Source organism: Yoonia sp. SWMV100, assembly GCF_056108365.1.
Genome location: NZ_JBWBAQ010000002.1, coordinates 740,914 through 766,966, shown reverse-complemented (window position 1 = coordinate 766,966; position 26,053 = coordinate 740,914). Strand labels below are relative to the sequence as shown.

Annotated in this window: 24 protein-coding genes and 1 tRNA gene; 17 read left to right on the top strand and 8 right to left on the bottom strand. The window is 56.7% G+C overall.

What is annotated here, in order from left to right; all coding sequences use genetic code 11:
* Positions 1-100: 100 nt before the first annotated feature.
* Positions 101-538 carry a hypothetical protein gene (locus ACXJGX_RS03905; protein WP_474778822.1) on the top strand — a complete coding sequence of 146 codons (438 nt, stop codon included), beginning with the start codon at positions 101-103 and terminating at the stop codon, positions 536-538.
* 41 nt (positions 539-579) lie between these two features.
* On the opposite strand, the gene ACXJGX_RS03900 is transcribed toward ACXJGX_RS03905, so the two are convergent.
* Positions 580-900, bottom strand: a complete 321-nt coding sequence (locus tag ACXJGX_RS03900) for an ArsR/SmtB family transcription factor (RefSeq protein WP_474778821.1) — start codon at positions 898-900, stop codon at positions 580-582.
* Positions 901-1,005: 105 nt separating this feature from the next.
* On the opposite strand from ACXJGX_RS03900, the gene dnaE reads away from it, so the two are divergent.
* A complete protein-coding gene (gene dnaE, locus ACXJGX_RS03895; RefSeq protein ID WP_474778820.1) occupies positions 1,006-4,506 on the top strand; it encodes a DNA polymerase III subunit alpha in 3,501 nt (1,166 codons plus the stop codon).
* A 5-nt stretch (positions 4,507-4,511) separates the two neighbouring features.
* Here dnaE and ACXJGX_RS03890 read toward each other — a convergent pair whose 3' ends face one another.
* The gene (locus ACXJGX_RS03890) at positions 4,512-4,715 is read right to left on the bottom strand and encodes a SlyX family protein (protein ID WP_474778819.1); all 204 of its coding nucleotides are present in this window, start codon (positions 4,713-4,715) and stop codon (positions 4,512-4,514) included.
* Positions 4,716-4,878: 163 nt separating this feature from the next.
* On the opposite strand from ACXJGX_RS03890, the gene hisS reads away from it, so the two are divergent.
* From hisS to ACXJGX_RS03870, 4 genes are all read left to right on the top strand, one after another.
* Positions 4,879-6,357: a histidine--tRNA ligase gene (gene hisS, locus ACXJGX_RS03885; protein ID WP_474778818.1), complete on the top strand. Its 1,479-nt coding sequence runs from the start codon at positions 4,879-4,881 to the stop codon at positions 6,355-6,357.
* Entirely contained in the window at positions 6,357-7,436 is a 1,080-nt protein-coding gene (locus tag ACXJGX_RS03880; protein WP_474778817.1) for an ATP phosphoribosyltransferase regulatory subunit, read from the top strand. Before hisS ends, ACXJGX_RS03880 begins: the two co-directional genes overlap by 1 nt.
* Positions 7,426-8,118, top strand: a complete 693-nt coding sequence (hisG, locus tag ACXJGX_RS03875) for an ATP phosphoribosyltransferase (protein ID WP_474778816.1) — start codon at positions 7,426-7,428, stop codon at positions 8,116-8,118. Before ACXJGX_RS03880 ends, hisG begins: the two co-directional genes overlap by 11 nt.
* 73 nt (positions 8,119-8,191) lie before the next feature.
* Positions 8,192-8,779 (top strand): hypothetical protein, encoded by a 588-nt coding sequence (locus tag ACXJGX_RS03870; protein ID WP_474778815.1) that lies wholly within the window; start codon positions 8,192-8,194, stop codon positions 8,777-8,779.
* Between the two features lie 4 nt (positions 8,780-8,783).
* Here the strand turns inward: ACXJGX_RS03870 and ACXJGX_RS03865 are convergent, their stop codons facing one another.
* Entirely contained in the window at positions 8,784-9,215 is a 432-nt protein-coding gene (locus ACXJGX_RS03865; protein WP_474778814.1) for a DUF1489 family protein, read from the bottom strand.
* Between the two features lie 146 nt (positions 9,216-9,361).
* Here ACXJGX_RS03865 and ACXJGX_RS03860 point away from each other — a divergent pair, with 146 nt between their 5' ends.
* Complete coding sequence (locus tag ACXJGX_RS03860) at positions 9,362-11,644, top strand: adenosylcobalamin-dependent ribonucleoside-diphosphate reductase (protein ID WP_474778813.1); 2,283 nt, start codon at positions 9,362-9,364, stop codon at positions 11,642-11,644.
* Positions 11,645-12,117: 473 nt separating this feature from the next.
* Here the strand turns inward: ACXJGX_RS03860 and ACXJGX_RS03855 are convergent.
* Positions 12,118-12,207, bottom strand: a tRNA-Ser gene (locus ACXJGX_RS03855).
* Between the two features lie 514 nt (positions 12,208-12,721).
* On the opposite strand from ACXJGX_RS03855, the gene ACXJGX_RS03850 reads away from it, so the two are divergent.
* The 8 genes from ACXJGX_RS03850 (at position 12,722) to ACXJGX_RS03815 (ending at position 21,527) form a co-directional block, all read left to right on the top strand.
* Positions 12,722-13,270 (top strand): GbsR/MarR family transcriptional regulator, encoded by a 549-nt coding sequence (locus ACXJGX_RS03850; RefSeq protein WP_474778812.1) that lies wholly within the window; start codon positions 12,722-12,724, stop codon positions 13,268-13,270.
* A 29-nt stretch (positions 13,271-13,299) separates the two neighbouring features.
* Positions 13,300-13,962, top strand: a complete 663-nt coding sequence (locus ACXJGX_RS03845; RefSeq protein WP_474778811.1) for a DUF4166 domain-containing protein — start codon at positions 13,300-13,302, stop codon at positions 13,960-13,962.
* A 15-nt stretch (positions 13,963-13,977) separates the two neighbouring features.
* Positions 13,978-14,883, top strand: a complete 906-nt coding sequence (locus tag ACXJGX_RS03840) for a LysR family transcriptional regulator (RefSeq protein WP_474778810.1) — start codon at positions 13,978-13,980, stop codon at positions 14,881-14,883.
* A gap of 69 nt (positions 14,884-14,952) precedes the next feature.
* Positions 14,953-17,028: a hydantoinase/oxoprolinase family protein gene (locus ACXJGX_RS03835; RefSeq protein ID WP_474778809.1), complete on the top strand. Its 2,076-nt coding sequence runs from the start codon at positions 14,953-14,955 to the stop codon at positions 17,026-17,028.
* A complete protein-coding gene (locus ACXJGX_RS03830; protein ID WP_474778808.1) occupies positions 17,025-18,710 on the top strand; it encodes a hydantoinase B/oxoprolinase family protein in 1,686 nt (561 codons plus the stop codon). Before ACXJGX_RS03835 ends, ACXJGX_RS03830 begins: the two co-directional genes overlap by 4 nt.
* The gene (locus tag ACXJGX_RS03825; protein ID WP_474778807.1) at positions 18,710-19,912 is read left to right on the top strand and encodes an NAD(P)/FAD-dependent oxidoreductase; all 1,203 of its coding nucleotides are present in this window, start codon (positions 18,710-18,712) and stop codon (positions 19,910-19,912) included. Before ACXJGX_RS03830 ends, ACXJGX_RS03825 begins: the two co-directional genes overlap by 1 nt.
* Entirely contained in the window at positions 19,909-20,694 is a 786-nt protein-coding gene (locus tag ACXJGX_RS03820) for an HpcH/HpaI aldolase family protein (protein ID WP_474778806.1), read from the top strand. The genes ACXJGX_RS03825 and ACXJGX_RS03820 overlap by 4 nt, the downstream gene beginning before the upstream one ends.
* Entirely contained in the window at positions 20,691-21,527 is an 837-nt protein-coding gene (locus ACXJGX_RS03815) for an NAD-dependent epimerase/dehydratase family protein (protein ID WP_474778805.1), read from the top strand. Before ACXJGX_RS03820 ends, ACXJGX_RS03815 begins: the two co-directional genes overlap by 4 nt.
* Positions 21,528-21,570: 43 nt before the next feature.
* Here ACXJGX_RS03815 and ACXJGX_RS03810 read toward each other — a convergent pair whose 3' ends face one another.
* The 4 genes from ACXJGX_RS03810 to ACXJGX_RS03795 form a co-directional block, all read right to left on the bottom strand.
* Positions 21,571-21,834, bottom strand: a complete 264-nt coding sequence (locus ACXJGX_RS03810) for a hypothetical protein (RefSeq protein WP_474778804.1) — start codon at positions 21,832-21,834, stop codon at positions 21,571-21,573.
* A 128-nt stretch (positions 21,835-21,962) separates the two neighbouring features.
* Positions 21,963-22,745, bottom strand: a complete 783-nt coding sequence (locus ACXJGX_RS03805; RefSeq protein WP_474778803.1) for a transglutaminase-like domain-containing protein — start codon at positions 22,743-22,745, stop codon at positions 21,963-21,965.
* A gap of 92 nt (positions 22,746-22,837) precedes the next feature.
* Complete coding sequence (locus tag ACXJGX_RS03800) at positions 22,838-23,263, bottom strand: DMT family transporter (RefSeq protein ID WP_474778802.1); 426 nt, start codon at positions 23,261-23,263, stop codon at positions 22,838-22,840.
* Complete coding sequence (locus ACXJGX_RS03795) at positions 23,260-23,727, bottom strand: DMT family transporter (RefSeq protein WP_474778801.1); 468 nt, start codon at positions 23,725-23,727, stop codon at positions 23,260-23,262. Before ACXJGX_RS03795 ends, ACXJGX_RS03800 begins: the two co-directional genes overlap by 4 nt.
* A gap of 336 nt (positions 23,728-24,063) precedes the next feature.
* On the opposite strand from ACXJGX_RS03795, the gene rpsD reads away from it, so the two are divergent.
* Positions 24,064-24,684, top strand: coding sequence for a 30S ribosomal protein S4 (gene rpsD, locus ACXJGX_RS03790; RefSeq protein ID WP_474778800.1), 621 nt, complete (start codon positions 24,064-24,066; stop codon positions 24,682-24,684).
* Positions 24,685-24,838: 154 nt separating this feature from the next.
* A complete protein-coding gene (locus ACXJGX_RS03785; protein ID WP_474778799.1) occupies positions 24,839-25,990 on the top strand; it encodes a WD40/YVTN/BNR-like repeat-containing protein in 1,152 nt (383 codons plus the stop codon).
* Positions 25,991-26,053: the final 63 nt, after the last annotated feature.

Genomic DNA, 26,053 nt, shown 5'->3' with positions numbered 1-26,053 from the left:
TTCGCCACCACCCGGCTCAGTATGTTGCAGACCTAACCGGATTCTGCGTTAGTTGCCGGATAATATTGTTTTGGGATCATTTCTGAAAAGGTCGCTGTTTATGAAGACTACGTTGGTGAAAATCTGCGCGTTTCTAATTGTCGGGGCATGTGCAACGACAGTTGCGAATGGGATCGACTTTGGCAACAACACCAGCGAATACGCCAATGACGGCGAATGCGATGACCCGCGATTTGTGGGCGGCGGAATGGCGACATCGCTGAACAACGATAACATCGGACTTGATGCCGCGGATTGCATGGCGTTGATCGCAGCCAGCCGTATTCGGCTACAGCGGACGCGTGCTGATTGGGATCCGGTGCAATGTCGCAGTATTGACTATGGCGACAACAGTTCGCGGTGGGCGCGTGACGGTGAATGCGATGACCCACGCTTTACCGGGCCGGGGATCGACGACATCATGCTGGCCGAGGATGCGCAGGCCGATGCGCAGGACTGTCGGGCACTATGCACAAGCGGTGAAGTCTGGCTGAAATGAGATGGCGTAGGGTGAATTTCGATCCACCCTTTTTGCAAGCCTTAGGTCTCTAAGCTTAGCGAGATTTGATCAGCGTGGTCCATTTGGGTTTCCCAAAGATGACGTTGCCACGCCAGCCAGCCTTGCACTTCGATCAGCGGGGCGGCCTCTATATGGCAGGTGCGTACCCTGCCTTTTTTGATCGACCGGACAATCCCGGATTTTTCCAGCACGCCGAGATGCCGCATGAAAGTAGGCAGCGCCATGTCGTGGGCGGCATGCAATTCGCTGACGCTCGCGGGTCCGTTGACCAGCCGTTCGATCACGGCCCGACGAGTCGGGTCGGACATGGCGGCGAAAAATGAGTTCAGTTGCTGTGTCATCGGACTGACATATTTCCGATTCCCGCGGTCCGCGTCAATGCACATGCGTCAAGTCAGCGGGCTTTGTTCCCTTGTGCGCGGCCGCGCATCAGATAGTTTGGCCCGATGACACCTGATCTCCGATTCATTCACCTGCGCGTCCATACCGAATATTCGTTATTGGAAGGCGCAATTCCCGTGAAAAAGCTGCCCGGCATGGCGGCAGCGATGGATATGCCTGCGGTTGCCGTCACGGACAGCAACAACATGTTCTGTGCGCTCGAATTTTCCGAGGGCGCGTCAAAGGCGGGTGTGCAGCCGATTGTCGGCTGTCAGGTTGATCTTTGCTTCACAACGCCAGAGCCGGGCAAGCGCCCCGAAAATCCGGCACCGATTGTCCTGCTGGCGCAGTCCGAAGCGGGCTATATGAATTTGATGAAGCTGAATTCATGTCTTTATCTGGACGCAGGCGGGCAATTGCCGCAGGTGAGCTTGGATGATCTGGCGCGGTACCATGACGGTCTGATCTGTCTGTCGGGTGGTCCTGACGGCCCGGTGGGGCGGTTGTTGCGCCAAGGACAACGCCCCAAGGCCGAAGCCTTGATGGACCGTCTGGCCGTTACATATCCCGACCGGCTTTATGTGGAATTGCAACGCCACCCCGAAGACGGCGGCCTTCCAGAGGCGGAACGCCTGTCCGAACGCGGTTTTATCGAGATGGCCTATGCAAAGGGGCTGCCTCTGGTGGCCACAAATGACGTCTATTTCCCGAAATCCGCATTGTACGAGGCACATGATGCGCTGTTGTGTATTGCAGACGGGGCCTATGTCGACCAACAAGAACCACGCCGCCGCCTGACACCGCAGCATTATTTCAAGTCGCCACAAGAGATGGTGACGCTGTTTGCCGATCTGCCGGAAGCCACGCAAAATACCGTCGAGATCGCAAAACGGTGTGCATTCAAAACCTACAAGCGCGACCCGATCCTGCCCAAATTTGCCGACGACGAGGTCGCGGAGTTGCGTAGGCAAGCCGAGGCAGGCCTTAAGGCGCGTTTGGCGATTATTCCCCATGCCGCCGAAGTTGCTGAATATGAAAAGCGGCTGGAGTTCGAACTGAGCATCATCGAAGGCATGGGATTTCCGGGGTATTTCCTGATCGTTGCCGATTTTATCAAATGGTCCAAGGATAACGGCATCCCGGTCGGGCCGGGGCGTGGGTCAGGTGCGGGGTCGCTGGTGGCTTATGCACTGCTGATTACCGACCTTGATCCCTTGCGCTATTCCTTGCTGTTCGAACGGTTCCTGAACCCTGAACGGGTGTCGATGCCCGATTTCGATATCGATTTTTGCATGGATCGCCGCGAAGAGGTGATCCGCTATGTGCAAGACAAATACGGGCGCGACAAGGTCGGTCAGATCATCACGTTTGGTGCGCTTTTGTCCAAGGCCGCCGTGCGTGACGTGGGCCGTGTTTTGCAAATGTCGTATGGGCAGGTGGACCGTCTGTCCAAGATGATCCCGGTCGAAGGGGTCAAACCTGTGTCCATCGAAAAGGCGCTGGCAGACGAGCCGCGCCTGCGCGAAGAAGCCAAGAACGAAGAGGTCGTCGAACGTTTGCTGCGCTATGCCCAGCAGGTCGAAGGCCTGTTGCGGAACGCATCGACCCACGCGGCGGGGGTGGTGATCGGCGACCGCCCATTGGATGAATTGGTCCCGCTCTACCAAGATCCCCGATCCGATATGCCCGCGACCCAATTCAACATGAAATGGGTCGAACAGGCCGGGTTGGTGAAATTCGACTTTTTGGGTCTTAAAACGCTGACGGTGATCCAGAATGCTGTGGAACTGGTCAAAAAGACCGGTCGCACGTTGAATGTTGCCGCTGATGGGACGGAACTGTATCAACCGCCGGCAGGGTGCGAATATGACATCGGCGCGATCCCGCTGGATGATGAAGCCTCTTACAAGCTCTACGCCAGCGCAAAGACCGTCGCCGTGTTTCAGGTGGAATCCAGCGGCATGATGGACGCGCTTAAGCGCATGAAACCCACCTGTATCGAAGACATCGTCGCCTTGGTGGCGCTGTACCGCCCCGGCCCGATGGAAAACATCCCGACCTATTGTGAGGTCAAGAACGGGCTGAAAGAAATTGAATCGGTCCACCCGTCGATCGACCATTTGTTGGCAGAAACCCAAGGCATTATTGTTTACCAGGAACAGGTGATGCAGATCGCACAGGTCATGGCGGGCTACAGTCTGGGTGGCGCCGACCTTTTGCGCCGCGCGATGGGTAAAAAGATCGCCGAGGAAATGGCCAAGGAACGTCCCAAATTTGAAAAAGGGGCGATGGAAAACGGAGTTGATAAGAAAAAGGCCTCTGAAGTTTTCGACCTTTTGGAAAAATTCGCCAACTATGGTTTCAACAAATCGCACGCGGCGGCCTATGCGGTCGTATCTTACCAAACAGCATGGCTAAAGGCGAACCATCCGGTCGAATTCATGGCCGGGGTGATGAATTGCGATATCCATCTGACCGACAAATTGGGGGTCTATTTCCAAGAAGTCAAAAAGGGGCTGGGTATCGCCTACACGCCGCCTTGCGTGAACCGGTCGCAAGCGACCTTTGATGTGTTCGAAGGCAAATTGGTCTATGCGCTGGGCGCGTTGAAAAATGTCGGTGTCGAGGCGATGAAGCTGATCGTCGAAGGGCGCGGCGACCGCGAATTTGTCAACCTTTTCGATTTTGCCCGTCGTTGTGATTTGAAGCGGATCGGCAAACGCCCGTTGGAAATGCTTGCACGTGCGGGCGCGTTTGACGTGTTGGACAGGAACCGGCGCAAGGTTATGGCCAGCCTTGATGCGCTATCGGGATATTCTGCGGCGATCCATGACCAAAAAGGATCGAACCAAGTGTCGCTGTTTGGGGAAGCAGGCGATGATTTACCCGAACCGCGCCTTGCCGCTGGCGACGACTGGTTGCCCGCAGAAAGACTGGCCGAGGAATTCAAGGCGATCGGGTTCTACCTGTCGGGCCACCCGCTTGATGACTACATGGGCGCGCTGAAGCGCAAGCAGGTGATGACGCTGGACGAGGTGATCGCACGGGCCGAACGGGGCGCGTGCGTGGTGAAAATGGCGGGCACAGTGTCTGGCAGACAGGAACGCAAATCCGCCCGTGGCAACCGGTTCGCCTTTGCGCAATTATCTGATCCGACAGGACAATACGAGGTCACGTTGTTTTCTGACGTATTGGAACTGGCGCGCGATTACCTTGAAACCGGCAGTCAGGTTGTCATCAGCTGCGAGGCGACGATGGAAAGCGACCAGCTAAAGCTGCTGGGCAGGTCGGTGTCGCCGATTGATGCTGTTGTTGCCGATGTGGGCGGTGCTGGGCTGCGCGTGTTTATCGACACGCCTGATGCTATTGCATCCGTGGCCACGATTCTTGCCAATGCGGCAAATGATGGTGTGCGCGCGGGCAGGGGGCCGGTCTTTTTTAACCTGATGCACAGCGATCTGCCCGGAGAGGTCGAAATTGATTTGGGCGAAGAATTCCCCGTGAATCCACAAATCAAAGGCGCATTGCGCAGCCTCACGGGGGTGATCGAGGTCGAAGACGCTTGAGCGTGCTACCAGTGCGGCGGGCGCTGGTCTGCTAAAGGCACGGATCCGCCTGCGTCGAATTCGCGAGAGGCTTCGCGCTCCATCAGCATCGCCAAACGTCGCGTCATCAGCGCCAGCTCTTTTTCCTGACGCGCGACAATATCCGACAGGTCATCGACGGTGCGGGTCAAATGGGCAAGTTGTTCTTCAAGATGCAAGGTGTCGGTCATGGGCAGTCTTTAGCGGATCGGGTCGGTCCTGCATAGTGCGGCCTGTGGCCCGTTTTGATTATTTAGCGAAATGCGAACGCAGAGCGGGTTTTTTGATCACTGCATTGCTCCCGTGAACGAGCCGCGCTAAACGGCATCACAGACCAGCGAAGGCAGAACCGATATGGCCAAAGAGAAAAAACAGCCCCGTCCCAAGGCGCAGACCCCAAAAGGGTTCCGTGACTATTTTGGTGCAGAGGTCGCAGAGCGCAATGCGATGCTGTCCAAGATCGCGGGTGTCTACCATCGCTATGGCTTTGACGCGTTGGAAACCTCGGCTGTGGAAACCGTCGAGGCGCTGGGCAAATTCTTGCCTGATGTCGACCGCCCGAATGAAGGTGTGTTCGCGTGGGAAGAAGACAATGACTGGCTGGCGTTACGGTATGACCTGACTGCCCCGTTGGCACGGGTTGCCGCGCAATACCGCAATGATTTGCCGTCACCATACCGTCGCTATGCGATGGGTCCGGTGTGGCGCAATGAAAAACCCGGTCCCGGTCGGTTCCGCCAGTTTTACCAATGTGATGCCGATACGGTTGGTGCGTCCAGCGTCGCCGCCGACGCCGAGATTTGCGCGATGCTGGCCGATACGCTTGAGGTCGTGGGTATTCCGCGCGGCGACTACGTGGTCCGCGTCAATAACCGCAAGGTGCTGAACGGTGTGCTAGAGGTTGCGGGTCTGTCTGGCGACGACAAAGAGGCCGAGCGCGGGATTGTCCTGCGCGCCATCGACAAGCTGGACCGGCTTGGCGTGGACGGTGTACGCGCGCTGCTGGGCGCGGGCCGCAAGGACGACAGCGGTGATTTTACCAAAGGTGCAGGTCTGACGGATGCGCAGGCCGAGGTTGTCATGGGTTTTATGAGCGCCAAGCGCGATAATGGTGCTGCGACAGTGGCGCGCCTGCGCGAAATTGTTGCGGGGTCAAAGGTTGGTGCCGAAGGTGTCGATGAGCTTGAGACAATTGCCCAGCTATTGGCGGCTGGTGGCTACAGTTCTGAACAGATTGAGATTGACCCCTCTGTCGTGCGCGGACTTGGGTATTATACCGGCCCCGTGTTCGAGGCGGAATTGACCTTCGAAGTGACCGACGACAAAGGCCGCCCGCAGCGGTTCGGGTCGGTCGCCGGGGGCGGGCGGTATGATGATCTGGTCAAACGCTTTACCGGGCAAGAAGTACCCGCGACGGGCGTGTCGATTGGGGTGGACAGGTTGCTGGCCGCGCTGCGTGCCAAGGGCCGTTTGGATACCGTGATGGCAGGCCCTGTTGTGGTGACGGTCATGGACCGTGACCGGATGGCCGAATATCAGGGAATGGTCGCAGACCTGCGCAACGCCGGCATCCGCGCAGAAGTGTATTTGGGCAACCCCAAAAACTTTGGTAACCAATTGAAATACGCCGATAAACGCCAGTCTCCGGTCGCGATTATTGCAGGCGGGGACGAATTTGATGCGGGAATGGTGCAGATCAAGGATTTGATCCTTGGCGCCGAAATCGCCAAGGACGCAACCCTTGAGGAATGGAAAGACCGCCCGAGCCAATACGCGGTGCCGCGCGCCGATATGGTGGCAAAGGTTCAGGCGATTTTGGACGGACAGGACTGATGCCCAATACCCCCGAGACCCGCGCCGAGGCCCGGCGCCTGCGTGATCTGTTTGCCGCCCGCGGTGCGCAGGTTGTCAAGGCGGATGTGCTGCAATCGGCGGATACGCTGCTGGATCTTTATGGCGAAGACATCCGTGCGCGGGCTTATCTCACCTCTGATCCGCTGCGCGGCGAAATGGTTTTGCGTCCGGATTTCACGGTTCCTGTTGTGCAGATGCATATGGACAGTCAGGCTGATCCGGCCCGTTATACGTATTCCGGCAAGGTGTTTCGTAAGCAAGAAACCGATGAAACGCGCGCCAATGAATATGTGCAGGTCGGCTACGAAGTTTTTGACGGACAAAATCCTGCGGCCGCCGATGCCGAAGTTTTCGCGGCGATTGCCGACGGCTTGGCTGGTTTGCGCGTGCGCGCCGCAACGGGTGATATCGGAATTTTGACGGCTGCCGTGCGCGGTTTAAGGACGACGGATGCCCGCAAGGCCGCGTTGTTACGGCACATCTGGCGACCCGGTCGTTTTAAGGCCCTGCTAAAACGCTATGCATCGGACAAGATGCCGCCTGTGCGTGCGGCTTTGCTGGCGGCTAGCGACCCGTTTGCTGATGTCGGGCAAGAGATCGGATTGCGGAGCCGTGACGAGGTTGCCGCCCGCATCAAGGCGCTGCGCGATGACGCAGCACAGCCGCCGATTTCTGCCGACGAAGTGATGCTGATCGACGCGATTCTGGATTTGCGCGAAACAACGCCAAATGTACTTAGCCACCTGCGCGATATCGCGGTGGATATGCCTGCGATTGGCCATGCTGTCGTCCGCATGGAATCGCGGGTTGCGGCGTTGGATGCGCGCGGTGTGGATGTGGATAAGCTGGAGTTCGAGGGCAGTTATGGCCGCACGTCGCTTGAATATTACGATGGGTTTGTTTTCGGTTTTTACGCCACAGATCGCCCTGATTTGCCCCCGGTTGCGACGGGTGGCCGTTATGATGCGCTGACCTCTCGGCTGGGAAAAGGGCGTGCTGTGCCTGCTGTGGGCGGTGTCATCCGACCTGATTTGGCACTGGGGGTGCGTGATGCTTAAGCTGGGTGTGCCGTCCAAAGGGCGGTTGATGGAAAAGACGTTTGACTGGTTCGGCGCACGTGGTGTGACACTGCGCAAGTCTGGATCTGAACGGGAATATGCGGGTGAAGTCACCGGTATCGACGGGGTAGAGCTGGTGTTGCTATCTGCTGGCGAAATTCCGCGGGAATTGGCTGCTGGAAATATTCATCTGGGTGTGACCGGGTCCGATTTGGTGCGTGAAAAGCTGGCGAACTGGGACAGTCAGGTCGGCGAACTTGCGTTGATGGGATTTGGCGGCGCTGACCTGATCATTGCGGTTCCGCAAGGCTGGGTCGATGTCGATACACTGGACGACCTTGATTCGGCGGCCGCCGCGTTTCGGGCGAAACACGGTTTTCGGATGCGGATCGCGACAAAGTATCACCGGCTGGTGCGGGAATTTCTGCGCGAAAACGGCGTCGCGGATTATCAGTTGATTGATAGCCAAGGTGCCACCGAAGGAACCGTCAAAAACGAGACCGCCGAAGCAATCGCCGATATCACGTCCACCGGCGAGACGCTGCGCGCGAACGGGCTCAAAATCTTAAGTGACGGGTTGATCCACGCGTCTCAGGCGACGCTGTTTCGGGGCCGTCGCAGGGATTGGACAGATGCCCAGCGTCAGACGCTGAAAGAGTTGCAGCGGATTTTAGCGATTTAGGCGCGGCCAATTCTTATTTTGGTCAATAAGTGCGGCTACAACCCAGACCAAATTCATTTAGGTTGGGCCGATTATGAGATATGCGATTGCTTTGTTTGTACTATTACCCCTGTCTTTGGACGCGCAGGAAAAAAAGCCGATTGGCGGCTTTGCGCAGGCGGAAGCACAGTCAGACTGGCAATATTGGGACTACCGCGACTGGTCTGTCGCTGTCGAAAGCTATGATACCGGCGAAGATTGGCGTGTGAACTGCACGGCATGGACGGGTGGGGACGGTATGCCGACATTGCGCATTGAGGTGTCGAATGGCGATGTCTTGCCTCCATATTCCTATCCGGCGCCGACGTTGCATGAAACTGCGCCGCGCGGGTATGACACGATGATGCACGACGGCGACCGGGTGTTGTTCGAGTTTGATTTAGACACGGTGACCGAAGGGTTCGTTACCGCGGGCTATGACGAAGACGGGATTCTGAACGCGACGGTACAGGCGCACGAAGCTGACAGCCTGTGGTTGCTTCAAACCATGCGTCACGGTGATACGCTGTGGGTCACGTTGGATGGCGAAGTCGTTTATGGCGCGTCCTTGTCGGGGTTTACCGCAGCATACGGAAAAATTGCTGAACAATGCGGTTTCCCAACCAAGGGCGTCATCCAGTAGACGGTTAGCGCACGCCGATCGCTGCCAGAGCTTTCGAAAGCTCCGGGGGGAGGGCCTCTTCGTTTTGATGATTGTCGGCCAAGTCACCGGGCGTGTCTGCTGGCGCGAGATAGCGCCAACCCTGGAACGCGCGCTTGGGCGTTGTATCGACCCTGATCAGGCCAGGCTTGCTAACAATCGCGCAACGACGGATGCCGTCATGGCCAATAATTTCGTCCAGCCGAACGATCGGCTGGCGACACTGGATCAGTCCCTTTATTACCCAATAAATTGACCCACCATTCAGTATTTCTGCCTCGCGCTTGGGCCACATGCGGGTTATGTGTCGCGGGTAGCCGTCAGCGGTCTGTGCATGACCGCTGGCCTGCCATGCTGCCAGCCCGGACACATCATCAGTGCCAACCGACAACTTTACTAGATTTACGTATTTTGCCACTGTTTACCTCTAGATGTAGTAGGTGCGCATCGGTATAGACCGCCTATCACGATTCTGAAAGTAGCGTCCGCGCACTTGCTTTCAATATTGCACCTCTTATGATCGGCAGCTTAAAGCTGCCGCAGACCCAAACCAAGGATCCTCCCATGACCGCTTTTGCCGCCCCTATTGCCGAACAAATATGGGACATGAAATACCGGTTTAAGGACGCCAGCGGCGCGCCGATTGACCTTACCGTGACGGACACTTGGCACCGGATCGCAAAGGCTTTGGCCGCGGTCGAAGCCGATCCAAAGGCATGGGAAGGCAAATTCTATGACGCGCTGTCAGATTTCAAATATTTGCCAGCAGGGCGGATCACGGCAGGGGCGGGGACAGCCCGGTCAGTGACGCTGTTCAACTGCTTTGTCATGGGCACCGTGCCCGACGATATGGGCGGTATTTTTGATATGCTGAAAGAGGCTGCGCTGACGATGCAGCAGGGCGGCGGCATCGGCTATGACTTTAGCACGGTGCGTCCCAAAGGCGCAGCGGTCAAAGGGGTGGCGGCGGATGCCTCTGGGCCGCTGTCGTTCATGGACGTCTGGGACGCGATGTGCCGCACAATCATGTCTGCGGGGTCACGCCGTGGCGCAATGATGGCGACGATGCGCTGCGACCACCCCGATATCGAGGCGTTCATTACCGCAAAATCCGATGCAGCCCGGCTACGCATGTTTAACATGTCGGTCTTGATTACGGACCCGTTCATGGATGCCGTAAAGGCCGACGGCGCGTGGGACTTGGTGTTTGATGGTCAGGTTTACCGCACGGTACAGGCGCGTGATTTGTGGGACGCGATTATGCAGTCCACCTATAACCACGCCGAGCCAGGTGTGATTTTCATCGACCGTATCAATCAGATGAATAACCTGAGCTACTGCGAAACCATCGCAGCAACGAACCCCTGCGGAGAGCAACCTTTGCCGCCGTACGGCGCGTGCCTGTTGGGGTCAATCAATATGGCACGGCTGGTAAACAACCCTTTTGACTCAGACGCGGCATTAGATATCGCAGCGCTGACTGATCTGGTCGCGACGGCAGTGCGCATGATGGATAATGTCGTAGATGCCTCGCGATTCCCGCTCGAGGCGCAAGCTGCAGAGGCGCGCGCAAAGCGTCGTATCGGTTTGGGTGTGACAGGTTTGGCGGATGCATTGTTGATGGTTGGCCTGCGCTATGGATCAGAAGAAGCGGCGCGTCAGACCGACCAATGGATGCACGCGATTGCGCGCGCCGCATATCTGGCCTCGGTGGATTTGGCGAAGGAAAAAGGGGCGTTTCCCTTGTTCGACGCAGCCAAGTATTTGGCGAGCGGCGCAATGCAACACATGGATGAAGATGTGCGCGCGGCCATCCGTCAATATGGCATACGAAATGCGTTGCTGACCTCGATTGCGCCAACAGGGACGATCAGCCTTTATGCGGGCAATGTGTCGTCTGGAATCGAACCCGTATTTGCCTATGCATACACCCGCAAGGTTTTGCAAAAGGATGGATCGCGCACCGAAGAAGAGGTGGTCGATTACGCGGTGCAAATGTGGCGCGACCTGAAAGATGATGCGCCGCTGCCCGATTATTTTGTCAATGCGCAAACTTTGGCCCCTTTGGATCACGTGCGTATGCAGGCGGCCGCCCAAAAATGGATCGACAGTTCGATTTCAAAAACAATAAATTGCCCCGAAGATATCAGCTTTGATGATTTCAAAGACGTCTACATGGCCGCGTGGGATCAGGGCTGCAAGGGTTGCACGACCTATCGCCCCAATGACGTGACCGGGTCAGTTTTATCTGTGTCCGAAACGACATCTTCAACCGACGCACGCGTTCATATACGCGAAAGCGATGAAGGTTCCGAGGTTATCTATATGTCGGAACCACTTGACCGCCCCACCGAATTGGATGGCGCGACATACAAACTCAAGTGGCCCGATTCAGAGCACGCGATTTACATCACAATCAACGACTTGGTCATTGCTGGTCACCGTCGTCCGTTCGAAGTGTTTATCAACTCGAAAAACATGGAGCACTTTGCTTGGACGGTTGCATTAACCCGGATGATTTCGGCGGTCTTCCGGCGTGGCGGTGACGTGTCGTTTGTCGTCGAAGAATTAAAAGCCGTGTTCGACCCCCGCGGTGGCGCATGGATGCAGGGTAAATACGTGCCCTCTATTCTTGCCGCTATCGGCGGCGTGATCGAGAAACACATGGTTGCGACCGGGTTTCTTTCGGGCGAAGGCATGGGGCTGAAAGCGGATCCGCAGGCTGAAATTGTACCCATAAACAGCAAACCGCGTGGCAAGGCCTGCGGGGCTTGTGGGTCTTTTGAGTTGCGGATGGTTGAAGGCTGTATGACCTGCGGTTCGTGCGGCTATTCGAAATGTTCGTGATGAAATACTAAGTTCAGTTATATTCTGACTGCCAATTAGTGGCCACTCGGCGGGTCAGAAACGCCATTCTGCAAGCACAAAGTATCAATCGGGCGGAAACGCCCGATTTTTTCGTTTCTTGGTCCAGAACGCGAATATCAAGGGCTCGATGCTGTCCCAAGAGAGACGGGTCGCGATGAAAGCTATGCGAAGAAGCCGACGCCACGCGCCCGTTTGATCAACTGCCAGATAAAGACCCCCGCCGTCCGTACGCCGCCCGGGCGGCGCGGCCTTGACGAATGCCGCAGAGAGTCGCCGTTCAAAATGTGGCCCCGGCTTTTTGTCTAGGGCCTTGTTTTTAAAGTGTGAGCCGTTCATCTGTTCTACCCCACAATTTCTTGGAGGAGGATTGAGCGCAGATGTTGGGCAACCGATGACAAAACCGCAGAAACCGTGTGGCTTTGGCTTTCAAACATCTCGAATAGAGGGATTTGTGGCGGAGACGAAGGGATTCGAACCCTCGAAACGGTTCCCCGTTTACTCCCTTAGCAGGGGAGCGCCTTCGTCCACTCGGCCACGTCTCCACGGACGCGTATAGCCAAGCAAACATGGGGACCACAAGGCAAAAATTCTTCTTTTTGAAATTTCCCATACAGGCTTCAAAATCGGCGTAGATGTCACCCAGTGGCACCGGCATGCGCTGGGATTGGGGCGTATTTGGGGGATTTCCCGCACAGCAAAGCGGCATGGGCTGGCACACACACGGTCACGGGCTGGGGTTATGCGCAGTTTTACCGTCGAAAATTCCGTCATCCTTCGCTTGTCATCACGGACAAGGCCCGAAAACCCATCAAACTTTTGCAAGACCTGATTTCGGATGCGGCAGGTCGCACCAAAATCAACGTCATGGTGACAATGATAGCGACAGAACACAACATCGCACTCAGTATGAGGTTGTGCATGAGACACGATCATGTCCGGTTTCAGAAATATTCGGAATCTGTCGCGCCTTTTCCCGATTGTGCTGCGCGGCTTTCTAGAATGATTTAACTTGTAGCGCGTGATGTTCTGTCTTATATTTCTGTTATGACAGAAATAATGAAATTAGATGGAGAGACGGCAGCAGGCCAATTCATCCTGTATTGGGGTGATATGGGCGGGCAGTGGGGGGTTAACCGCTCTGTCGCGCAAATCCATGCCTTGTTGTACTTGGCCGAGGATCCGATGAATGCTGAACAAATCTCTGACAGGTTAGGCATAGCGCGTTCGAATGTGTCGAATTCTCTTAAGGAGCTGGTCGCGTGGCAGTTGATCCGGCGTGTCCCGCTGTCGGGGGATCGCCGTGAACATTATGTCGCTGAGGTCGATGTATGGGAGATGGCGATGCGCATTGCCCAAGGGCGCCGTACGCGAGAGGTTGATCCTGCCGTTCTGGCGCTGCGTGAATGTGTGGCCTTGGCCGAGGCGGAAAAAAACGGCGACCCAATTGTGTTGGCGCGCCTTCATGCGATGCAGGATTTTTTGACAACAACAACAAGTTGGTACGATCAAATGTTGCGCGTTCCCAAGGCGCAGCTCGTTACCCTGATGGGTCTTGGCGACAAAGTGATCAAGTTGCTCAGATTAACAGGCCGTAAAGAGAAATAGCCACAGAGCAGTGGCAAAGGAGACCGACAATGGAATGCATCCGTTTTCAAGAATGCAATGTGATCCCGCCAGTTGCGTCTGTCGCCACCGACCATCGTTTCGAAGAATTGCTAGGCGCGCGTGATTGGGCGATGTTGCCAGCGGCGGTCCGCGCCCGTTTCAGCAAAAGGTTGCGCGGCGGCGAGAGTACTGCCTATCAGGGCGTCGTGACTGTCATGCGGATGAACCGTGCGGGGTGGGTTTTGTCGCAAATGGCCCGGCTTGTCGGGGCGCCGTTTCCGTTTGATCGCGGCTGTGTCAATCGGCCTGCCGCCGTCATCGTGACAGAAGATGTTGCGTCGGACGGACAATTTTGGATTCGTCAGTACGGGCGCAAACAGGGTTTCCCGCAGGTCGTGCATAGTTCAAAGCGGTTTGCCGGACCGACCGGGCTGGAAGAATATATTGGCTATGGCATTGGTATGGCGCTGCAGATCGAGGCAACAGCGCAGGCGCTTTTGTTCAAAAGCGACCATTTCTTTGTGCAGGTCGCGGGGCGCCGCTGGCGGTTGCCACGCTGGATGAATCCCGGTCATGTGGTGGTCGGCCATCACGATATGGGCAACGCCCGCTTCCGGTTTTCACTGACAGTGACACACCGTGTTTTCGGGGTCATGCTGCGACAGGACGCGATTTTTCGTGATGTGTCTTAACGCAATGGGGACGTGATGCGGTTGAACCTGAAACAGCTCGAAGCCTTCGTTTGGGTCGCCGATATGCAAAGCTTTCGGCGGGCGGCGGATCGGTTGCATACCACGCAACCAAATATTTCGGCGCGCATTGCAGGGCTTGAGGCCGCATTAGGTGTGACGCTGATGACCCGTGATGCCGGGTCGGTCCGGCTGACTGAAAAGGGCCAAGAGATCCTGATCTACGCCCGGCGTGTGCTGGATGCATGTGATGCTTTGGTTGTGGCGGCGGACCAAAAGGCGCTGATCGCGGGCACCTTGCGGTTGGGCGTGACCGAGATGATCGTGCATACGTGGCTGCGCGATTATCTGCGCGCTTTGAAAGACCAGTTTCCCAGCCTCGCGGTGGAATTGACCGTGGACTTGTCCGCGAACCTCGAAAAGGGGCTTGCTGCGCGGACACTTGATCTGGCGCTTCAGAACGCGCCGTTCAGTCGGCAAAGTAGCGGTGAAATCGCGTTGGGTGCCTCCGCGATGATCTGGGTCGCGTCGCCGGCGCTGGCCTTGCCAGAGCGCGTCAAATTGGATCAACTGGCGCAATTCCCCATTTTGACCCACGCCCGCAACACCCGCCTGTTCGACCAGGTCGCGGCGCATTTCGCGCAGCGCCGCGATTTGCACGTCCGGTTGGTACCCTCGAGCAACTTAGCTGCCTGCCTGCATATGTCACTGGACGGAATGGGCGTTGCCACCTTGCCAGCGGCGATGGTCGCAAAGGCGATAAAGGCCGGTGAATTAATGCGGATCGATTGTGGGTGGAACCCTGCTCCGCTGGATTTTTTCGCCCGTTACGATGCGGAAAAGGCTGCGATGCCTGTTCGGCAAGCGGCTGCAACTGCTGCGGCCGTCGCGGCAAGCTATGATCGCGAAATCTTATCCTTTTGATCGCATTAAATAATTGGAAGTGATGGCATCCCACGTCTAATGTTGTCCCGATAGAACAAGGGGCAGCGCATGCAGCATCACATTCGTTTGGGCGTCGACATTGGGGGCACATTTACGGATGTCGTGCTTGAGGTTGGCACAAATCAATATTCTACCAAGGTGCTGACCACATATGGCGCGCCCGAAGACGCGATCATAGATGGCATGCGTCAGGTCTGTGCAAAGGCCGGCGTGGCACCCAACGATATCAGTCAGATCATCCATGGCACCACGCTGGCGACCAACGCGTTGATCGAGCGGCGCGGCGCCAAAACCGCGCTGATCACCACCGAAGGTTTCCGCGATGTCATCGAAATGCGGACCGAAAGCCGGTTTGAACAATATGACCTTAATTTGACGCTGCCGGAGCCTTTGTTGCCGCGCCAGTACCGGTTCACCGTCACGGAACGAATGGATGCAAAGGGCAATGTGCTGATCCCGCTCGACCGCGCCGCCGTTGCGACACTGGCCGATCAGATCGCGCCAATGGGTTTTGACAGCATCGCGGTTGGCTTGATCCATGCCTATCTGAACGATGCACATGAAAAGATGATCCGCGATGTGCTGGCCGAAAAATTGCCCGGCGTCATGGTGTCGATTTCTTCCGAGGTGTCGCCGCAGATGCGCGAATACGAGCGGTTCAATACCACCGTTGCAAACGCTTATATCAAGCCGTTGATGAAATCCTACCTAGGCCGATTGCGCGATCGTCTGGCCAAAGATGGGGCCAGTTGCCCGATTTTCCTGATGCATTCCGGTGGCGGGATCATCAGTTTGGAAAGCGCGGCAGAGTTTCCGGTGCGGCTGGTGGAATCAGGCCCAGCGGGCGGTGCTGTGTTCGCAGCGAACATTGCTGCTAGGTTTAACCTGAAAAAAGTACTGTCATTTGACATGGGCGGTACCACAGCCAAGATTTGTCTGATTCAGGATCAAACGCCCAAAACCGCACGTGTGTTCGAAGTCGCGCGGACCTATCGGTTCAAAAAAGGATCAGGGATGCCCATTTCGATCCCGGTCATTGACATGGTGGAAATCGGTGCAGGCGGCGGCAGTCTGGCTCATGTGGACAGTTTGCGCCAAATTCGGGTTGGCCCCGAAAGCGCGGGGTCCGAACCTGGGCCTGCCTGTTATGGCCGGGGTGGCACGCGGCCCGCGGTGACGGACTCGGATTTGATATTGGGCAAGCTCGACCCGGATCATTTCGCGGGCGGGTCGATCCCGCTACATGCGGATGCGGCGGCAAATGCCTTGCAAACACTGGGTGCGCCGCTTGATATGGATGCACAAACAGCCGCTTACGGTCTGGCCGAGGTAGTGGATGAAAACATGGCAAATGCGGCCCGTGTCCATGCCGTCGAGAATGGCGAAGATTTGGCCGATTATACCATGATTGCCTTCGGCGGCGCGGCCCCGCTGCATGCGGGGCGATTGTGCGAAAAGCTGGGCGTAAAGCGGCTGTTGGTGCCTTTCGGGGCTGGCGTTGGCTCTGCCATCGGTTTTTTGCGTGCGCCGTTTAGCTTTGAGGCGACGCGCAGTGTCTATATGAAGCTGTCCGGGTTTCTGCCCGAGACGGTCAAATCCATTCTGTCGGATCTCGCGACAGAGGCGACGGGGTTCGTGCGGACCTGTGACGCCAGCGCACCGATTGCCGCGGAATATAAGGTGTATATGCGCTATACCGGGCAGGGGTGGGAAATCCCGATCAGCCTGACCGCCGATCAGGCCGCAAACCCCGATGCTGCCACGTTTCAGGCCCTATTCGAGGCAGATTATCGGGCACTGTTTGGCCGGACTGTTGCGGGCATGGATGTTGAAATTACCGTTTGGGCGGTGAATGCCACAACGCAATCCGCCGCCGTAGATCCGCTGGCAGACAGCCCTTTGCCCACTGCGGCACAGGGTGCGGGGTACCGCGACTTGTTTGATCCGATGCGCGGTGCGTTTTCGCGCGCCGCCATCGTCTTGCGGGCGTCGATGCGGCCGGGCCAGACCGTCACTGGCCCCGCTTTGATCACCGAAGATGAAACGACCATTGTCGTTCCCGCCAGCCGCATCGCCACTGCTTGCGCAGACGGCACCATCGACATCACAGAGGTCCAGCCATGAGCAATGTTGCCAATCAAGTCATGTGGAACCGCCTGATTTCGGTCGTCGAAGAACAGGCGCAAGCGCTTGTCCGGACCGCCTTTTCCACATCGGTACGCGAGGCGGGTGATCTATCGGCTGGCGTCTACAACGCCGATGGGTTGATGTTGGCGCAAGCGGTGACGGGTACCCCCGGTCACGTAAACGCCATGGCCGATGCCGTGCCGCATTTCATCCGTCGTATCGGGCGCGAGAATATCCATATCGGTGACGTATATATTACCAACGACCCTTGGGAAGGCACCGGTCATTTGCACGACATCACCGTGGTCAGCCCGTCATTTCACAACGGTCAACATGTTGGTTTTTTTGCTTGCACCGCCCATGTCGTGGACATCGGTGGCCGTGGATTTGGCGCGGATGCGGCCAGCGTTTACGAAGAAGGAATATACATCCCGATTATGAAATTCGTCGACAAAGGTCGCGTCGATGACACGCTGATCCGGCTGATACGGGGTAATGTGCGTGAACCCGATCAGGTGGTCGGTGATATTTACGCGCTGGCGACCTGCAACGAGATCGGTCAGCGCCGCCTGTCCGAAATGATGGACGAATTCGGGATCGCGTCACTGGGCGGGATCGGACATTTCATCTTGGAAAATTCGCGCCGCGCCACTCTCGAGAAAATTGCGGCGCTGCCACGAAAATCCGCATCGGGCGGCATGACGATTGACGGATTTGATACGCCAATTGATTTGCGCGTCAGCCTCGAAATTACACAGGACCGCATCCTGTGCGATTTTACCGGCACATCGGGTGTTGATAAAAAAGGGATCAACGTGCCGATGGTCTATACAAAGGCCTATGCCTGTTATGCGCTGAAATGTGCGATTGCGCCGGAGATCCCCAATAATGCTGCGTCGCTGGCGCCGTTTGTGGTGACAGCCCCACTGGGCAGTATCGTCAACGCGCCGCATCCGGCCCCTGTCGCGCTGCGCCATATTATCGGCCATATGATCCCGGACACGGTGTATGATGCGCTGGATAAAATACTGCCCAAAACGGTGCCTGCCGAAGGTGCGGGGTGTCTGTGCAATTTCCAAGTCAGCTTGCGCCCGGTACCGGGACACAGCGGGCGGCGCGCCGAGGTGTTGACGTTTAACTCGGGTGGCGCAGGGGCGCGGCCAACTGTGGACGGGTTGAATGCGACCGCATTTCCGTCGGGTGTGATGACAATGCCGATCGAGGCGACGGAACACACCGGGCCGGTGATTATCTGGCGCAAAGAGCTGCGGCCCGACAGCGGTGGGGCAGGGCAGTACCGCGGCGGACTGGGGCAATATGTCGAGGTCGGGGCAGCCGCAGGACAAGAGTTTGATTTTTCCGCAATGTTTGACCGCGTGGATCACCCCGCACGGGGACGGCAAGGTGGTGCGGATGGTGCGCCGACGACGATTGCGCGTGATGACGGTGTGGCGATGCAAGGCAAAGGCAAACAATTCGTCCCCGATGGCAAGCGGGTCATGCTCGCGTTTCCGGGGGGGGCGGGCTACGGTCCGGCGTCGGCGCGTGACCCTGTGTTGGTAAAACGCGATTTAGTGCGCGGTTATATTTCCGCACGCGCGGCGGTGGACGACTACGGGCTGACCGAAATTGACGTGGCGTCCATTTTGGACGCAGTAGCGCGCGGAGAAATCCAGTGATGCAGGCCCCTCAAAAAAACCACTATGATGTGGTGATCGTCGGCGGTGCGATGCTGGGCGCGTCGGTCGCGTGGTTTTTGACGCACAACCCGGATTTTGATGGATCCGTCTTGGTGGTAGAGCGTGATCCGACGTATAGCTTTGCGTCAACGTCGCATACAAATTCGTGCATCCGGCAGCAGTTCAGCGCCCCGATCAACATTCAGATTTCGCAGTTTGGTGCTGATTTCATCAAGAACTTTCGTCAGTATATGGGCGGCGACGACAGCGTGCCCCACATCGCCTTGCACAGCTTTGGCTATTTGTATCTGGCCGACACCCCTGAATTTGCAGCCGCATTGCATGACAGCCAAAAGGTGCAGGCAGCCTGCGGGGCTGGCACAAAGCACATGACCCGCGATGAGATTTCAGCGGCCTATCCGTTTTACCAGCTTGATGATATTATTGCGGGCAACCACAATCTGGTCGACGAAGGTTACTTCGACGGCGGCACGATGTTTGATTGGTTCAAGCGGCGCGCGCGCGCGGCTGGCGTGGACTATGTCCATAACGCCGTCGTTGCGATGACAAAGACTGCGGCGGGCGAACGCGTGCAGAGCGTGACACTGCAATCCGGCGAGGTGATCAACTGTGGTACGGTTGTGAATGCGTCTGGTCCGCGTGCGCTATTGACCGCGCAGATGGCCGGGATCGCCATGCCGGTTGAGCCGCGCAAACGTTATACATTTGTATTTGAGGCGGCCCAGCCGCTTGATCGCGATTTGCCCCTGACGATTGACCCGTCCGGGGTGCATGTGCGTACCGATGGCCGCTATTACATGGCTGGCTGCCCGCCAGAAGACGACGGGCCGGTCGATTATGATGACTTTGTTGCCGATCACACAATCTGGGAGGAAAAGGTGTGGCCGATCATTGCCACGCGGATTCCCCAATTCGAAGCGGTGAAACTGCGCAATTCCTGGGTCGGCCATTATGCCTATAATACGCTGGATCAGAACGCGATTGTCGGGCCGCATCCAGAGGTGACCAACTTTATCCTCGTGAACGGGTTTTCAGGCCACGGCTTGCAGCAATCCCCGGCGATGGGACGCGGTGTCGCAGAATGGATCACATATGGCCATTACCGTAGCCTTGACTTGACGCCCTTTGGTTTTGGCCGGATCACAAGGGGTGAAAAGTTTATGGAAAAGGCCGTGATATGAAAATGCAAACTAACCGCTTTTTGGCGGCGTTGCGCGGCGGCGAAAAACAGGTTGGGTTTTGGGTCAGTCTGGCCAGTCCCTATGCCGCCGAAGTCGTCGCAGGGGCCGGATTTGACTGGCTCGTGGTCGATCTGGAACATTCGCCGGGTGATATGCTGACCACATTGGGGCAGTTGCAGGCGCTTGCACCTTATCACGCGACCGCCATCGTGCGCACACCGTGGAATGATGCCGTGATGGTGAAACGGTTGCTGGATTTAGGGCCAGAGGGCATTTTGTTTCCGATGATCCAGACAGCAGAAGAAGCGCGCGCGGCAATCGCCGCCACCCGCTATCCACCGCAAGGCGTGCGCGGCGTGGCAGGGTCGGCACGCGGCAATCGCTTTGGTCGCGTAACAGATTACTATGACAAGGTGGCGGGCGAGGTCTGTGTCATGATCCAGATCGAAACCTGCGCCGCAATCGACCGCGCCGCCGAGATTGGTGCGGTTCCCGGTGTTGACGGTGTCTTTTTTGGCCCCGCCGATATTTCGGCAGATATGGGCATGATTGGTCAACCGATGCATGACGATGTGTGGGCGCGGATCATGCCAGCGGCGCGTAAATTGATGGAGATGGGGGTGCCGGTCGGCACATTGGTGCCCGATCCGCTGATGGCGGCGCGATTGATGAATGATGGCTTTAGCTTTGTGGCCTGTGGCACCGATACGGGGCTGCTGGCAAAAGCAACAGACGGGATACTGGCGCAGATGCGTCATGCAATAAACGAGGAAAAGACATGAAGAAATTGGTTCTGACCGGGGCTGCTGGCCGATTGGGGTCGTATTTGCGCGAACCTTTGACGAAAATGTGCGATGAACTGGTGTCGACCGACCGTGCCGCCGAGATTGGCAAAACCTATCCCGGCGAGACATATGTGCAGGCTGATTTGGGTGACCTTGCGGCGATGGAGTCCGTGCTTGAGGGCGCTGACATGGTTGTGCATTTTGGTGCGATCGGTGACGAGGCACCATGGGACGATATCTTACAGTCCAATATCATCGGGGCATATAACGTCTGGGAGGCGGCATATCGCAAAGGTGTGCGGCGGGTGGTTTATGCCAGTTCTGTCCATGCGGTTGGGATGCATGTCAAAACGGACGTCATCGGGCTTGATGCCCCGCACAAGCCGGACACCTATTACGGGTTGGCCAAATGCTTTTGCGAAGATCTGGCAAGCCTTTACTGGGACAAACGCGGCGTGGAATCGGTGTGCATGCGGATATTTTCCTGCGCGCAGGTTAACAACGCCCGCAGTTTGGGCACATGGTTGTCTTATGACGATCTTATCCATTTGGTTGAGCGGTCGATCGATACCCCGGTCGTCGGCTTTACAAAAGTCTGGGGGCTATCCAATAACGACCGGATCGTCGCAGATAACAGCAAGGCCGCGCATCTGGGCTATCGGCCGAAAGACAACGCCGAAGTGTTCGCTAAGGACATATTGGCGACCACGCCACCGCTTGATAACAAAGATCCGGCAAATATGTGCCTTGGCGGGCCATTTGCCACTGTCGCATTAGGAAATTCCGGGGTTGCGGCACTGGGCGTCGTTGACGACCGCAAAAAAACCTGAATAGGGTTTGCCCCGGTGAAAAACCGGGGCGAACAGGCGCGGCTTATTCGGCCATTTTGGCGGTGGTTTCGTCCAAAAACGCGCAAATGGCGTCCATGTTTTCCGCTTCTGCGGATGCGGCCATAGTTGTTTGCAGGTCTGTCGAGATTTCCATCAAAAGTTCTGGGTTCGTTGCAGCCAGAGCTTGCAGGCCGTTGGAAATCTCCATTGCTTTTGCCTGCATCGATTCTTCGGTGCATTCGGCAGATGCTGTTGTTGCAAACGCAGCAAATGCGACAGCAGCGGAGATCTTTAATACGTTGTTCATTCTAGGTTTTTCCTATTTGCGTTGCGAACACCGCTCTATCATTGAAAATTTGAACAATGTCCATGAACGGTTTTCACGTCGGCGAATTTTCGCTGGAATTACAACTATGACAGATATATCAAAGTTAGTCAGCCGTCGACGATCGTCACATCGACAGTTTGCTGCATCAAACCCATGGCGCCAAACCCGCTGAGGAATGACGTGTCAGCGGCGTCTAACCCCACGCCAATGCGGGCAATTGTATCAGCGGTGGCCATTCCGGTCGCGTCGACCAAATGCCACCCGCCCTCAAGGTATACTTCGGCGACGGCGTGGAAATCTTGTGGGGTGACGCCCGGCGCGTAAACGCTTGCGAACCGCGCAGGGATCGCTGCAGCACGCACGAGACAAATCAACAGGTGTGCAAAGTCGCGGCAAACGCCTTGGCGCTGCATATAGGTGTCAAGCGCGGTGGTTTGCGGACCGCTAGAGCCCGACACGTATTGGATGTTTCTGAATATCCAGTCCCGCATCTTCGCCACCAGCGCGCCGCCCTGAACATTCCCGAAATCGACCGAGACAAGTGGCTGAAACCGATCTGCGGGGCAAAACCTGGACGGCATCAGATAGCGCAGTGTGTCGGCGGGCAGTTTATGTGGCGCGATCGACGCAAGCTGCGAAATATCTTCGGCATGACGATCCACATCGACGCGCGCACGGTAGTAGCAGTCAAAAACGCCATCACATCTGACCCAGATACGTTCGCCTATGCCGTCATTGCCCGGCACGCGTTCAAACAATATCGGGTTGATCACATTGATGTTGGCATGCTGGACCTGTTGGTCGGGCAAATGTGCCGCCTCGATCTGTAGCAACAGATCTGTCGGTTGAAATAGCTGGTATTGAAGTGAGATGTTCAGATCGAAACGCATGAAGTATTCCCGAATTTACCAAGCACCATGGTCATAGTTTGTTGCAGCAGGGTAGGGCAAAGTAACGCGGGTTCCCCTTCGTGACGCGACGCTTATTTTTTGCCGCCACGCGACACCCACATTCCCGCCATGATCAACGCAACCCCAGCCACGCGCGCAAAGGTATTTCCGGGCGCGCCGTTGGCGATATCCAGAACAACACCGGAAATCATTTGTCCGGCAATGATCAATAGCGCGGTATGCGCGGCCCCGATACGCGGAATGAGCCAACTGCCCGCTGCAATAAAGATGACGCCGATCGGCCCGCCGAAATATGCCCACCACGGTGCGGATTGGGGTGATCCGGCAAATAGTCCTCCAATGATCATTGCGACACAGGTGATGAACGCAAGGCCGATGAAATGGTTCCAAAATGACGACTCTATCGCGGATGTCGACAGTGCCAGCCTCCCGTTGATCTGGCGGCTGAGGCCAACCAGCGCCCCGGCCAAAAGGGCAAGTGCCGCATAAACGATCACGGTTTTCCACCCCAAAAGATGAGCGTAAGGCTGCCTGCAATGATCAGTGCCAACGACACAAAATCGCGACTGTTCGGCATGCGCTGCGGTAGCCCGAATAGGCCGCGCATATCGGCGAATACGCTGAAAAACACCTGTCCCGCCAAGCCAAGCGCGATGGTTCCTGAAAGGGCTAAGGCGGTATTCATGGTGGCGGAGGTTAACATGACGGTCAGGCCCCCAGACACGCCCCCCAAGTAGGCCCATAGCGGTGGTCTGGTTGATTTCGCCCGATTGGGACGCAGAACCATCAATAGCGCAAGAGCAACGGCCGAACCTGTCAGGTGCGGTATCCACGACGAAAACACAAGCGACCCATATGCTGCCAGCGTTCCGTTGCACAAAACCATCAGCGTCAGCAGGCCGCCCGCGCCAAAGGCAGCAGCAAAGTGGAAAAGGCGCGGCGCGTTATCTGATTCATCCATGCGATGTTGATCGGAGTTTGCGGGGGTGATCGCAAGTGCGAAGTTTCATCGCCATGGCATTGCGCGCCATATGCATGACATACCTGATCACGCGTGCCGCCTGCCACCATGGCGATCTTTCAAGATGTGCATGTGATTGATGTGCAAAGCGTGCTTTGCGGGGTTCGTAACCTCCGGCGCGTCACCACCGCGTTTTCACGTTGACACCCGCCAGATCGGGTCTATAAGCCCCGCATTCATTGGTGTTGGTGGACCTCGCAAGAGGAACCCTGTCGTCCCGGCAAAATCCGGGAAAAAGGACAACGCCCTTCGCAACATAAAGAAGGAGATCAGCGTATGACTAAACGTACCGCTGCCAAGTACAAAATTGACCGCCGGATGGGCGAAAACATCTGGGGCCGTCCAAAGTCACCAGTCAACCGTCGCGAATATGGCCCCGGCCAGCACGGTCAGCGCCGTAAAGGCAAACTGTCCGACTTTGGTATCCAGCTGCGCGCAAAGCAAAAGCTGAAGGGTTACTACGGCGACCTGACCGAAAAACAGTTCCGCCGCATCTATACAGAAGCTGAACGCGTTAAAGGCGATACAGGCGAAAACCTGATTGGTCTGCTGGAGCGCCGTTTGGATGCTGTTGTTTACCGTGCGAAATTCGTGCCAACAGTGTTTGCTGCGCGTCAGTTCGTAAACCACGGCCACGTGACCGTGAACGGCCAAAAAGTAAACATTCCTTCCTACCGTGTAAAAGAAGGCGACGTGATCGAAGTGCGTCAGAAATCCAAGCAGTTGGAAATCGTTCTGGTTGCAGCGCAATTGGCTGAACGCGACGTTCCTGACTATATGGAAGTTGATCACTCTAAAATGGTTGCGACATTCGTGCGCACACCAACTTTGGGTGACGTGCCTTATCCTGTCACGATGGAACCAAATCTGGTCGTCGAATTCTACGCCAAGAACTAATCGGTTCTGGATATGCTTACGGAAGGCCGCGCACTATTGCGCGGCCTTTTTTTATGCGTGACGCCGGAAAACAGCCCGTGGCGGCCATGAAAAATAGTTATGGGAACATCACACCCGTGGTACAATCGACCAGCTTTGTCTGCGGGAGGTGGAAATGGCAGGTTCTGACGTCAGCATACTGGTCGGCACGACAAAAGGGGCATTTCTGATTGCTGCGGACAACAACCGTGCAGAGTGGACAGTTTCTGGACCACATTGCGGCGGTTGGCCGATTAATCATGTGATCGCCAGCCCCGAATTAGGGATGATCTGGGCGGCAGGTGGTGGGGACTGGCAAGGTGCGGGTGTCTGGGCATCGCGTGATTCGGGCCAGACCTGGACGCTGACCAAGATCAGCAAAGGAAAGATGGATGAATGGGCGTCCAATGACGCTGGTTTCGCGGCGATGATCGGCTGGCAGGATGTCTCTGTTCCGTTCGACGACGCGTTCTCTAGCATTTGGTCGCTGCATTTTGCGGATGGCGTCCTGTACGCAGGCGCCAAACCTGCCGCGCTTTTGGCGAGCCGTGATTTTGGCGCAACTTGGGCGAAGGTTGACGGGCTGACCAATCACCCGTCCTCAGGGAGTTGGAACCCGGGCGGCGCCGGTCTGGTGTTACACACGATCCTGTCGGATCCCGCGCAGAACGGTAAACTTTGGGTTGGAATCTCGGCTGCGGGTGTCTTCGCCACAGAAGACGGTGGCGCAACGTGGGAACGACGCAACCGGCTGTCTAACGACGATGCCTGTGATCATCATCATCCTGCCGGGCCCCAAGGCGGAGAAATTGGCCACTGTGTGCATAATATGGCGCGCGCTCCGGGCGACGGTGATCGCATGTATCAACAAAACCACCATGGCGTATGGCGATCAAACGACGGTGGACGCAGCTGGCATGATATTACGGCAGGTTTGCCATCGACCTTTGGCTTTCCGATTCAGGTTCACCCGCGCGATCCCGACACGATTTGGACGTTGCCACTGAATGGCGATAGCGACGGGCGATATCCGCCTGATGCGGCAGCTGCAATCTGGAGATCGCAAGACGGTGGGCAAAGTTGGTCCGCGATGCGCAAAGGGCTGCCGCAAACCAATTGCTTTTTTACGGTATTAAGACAGGCGATGGCGGGTGATACGCACGATCCGGCGGGGGTTTATTTTGGCACGAACAGTGGGTCGATCTTTGCCAGCATTGACGCGGGCACCACGTGGTCAGAAATTGCACGGCACTTGCCCACGGTCCTGTCCGTCGAGGTTATCGGCTAAAACCCGCAGCGAAAAGTTCACTCTGACGATGTCACTGCGCGCTTGTCTCTGGTCAGTCATGCA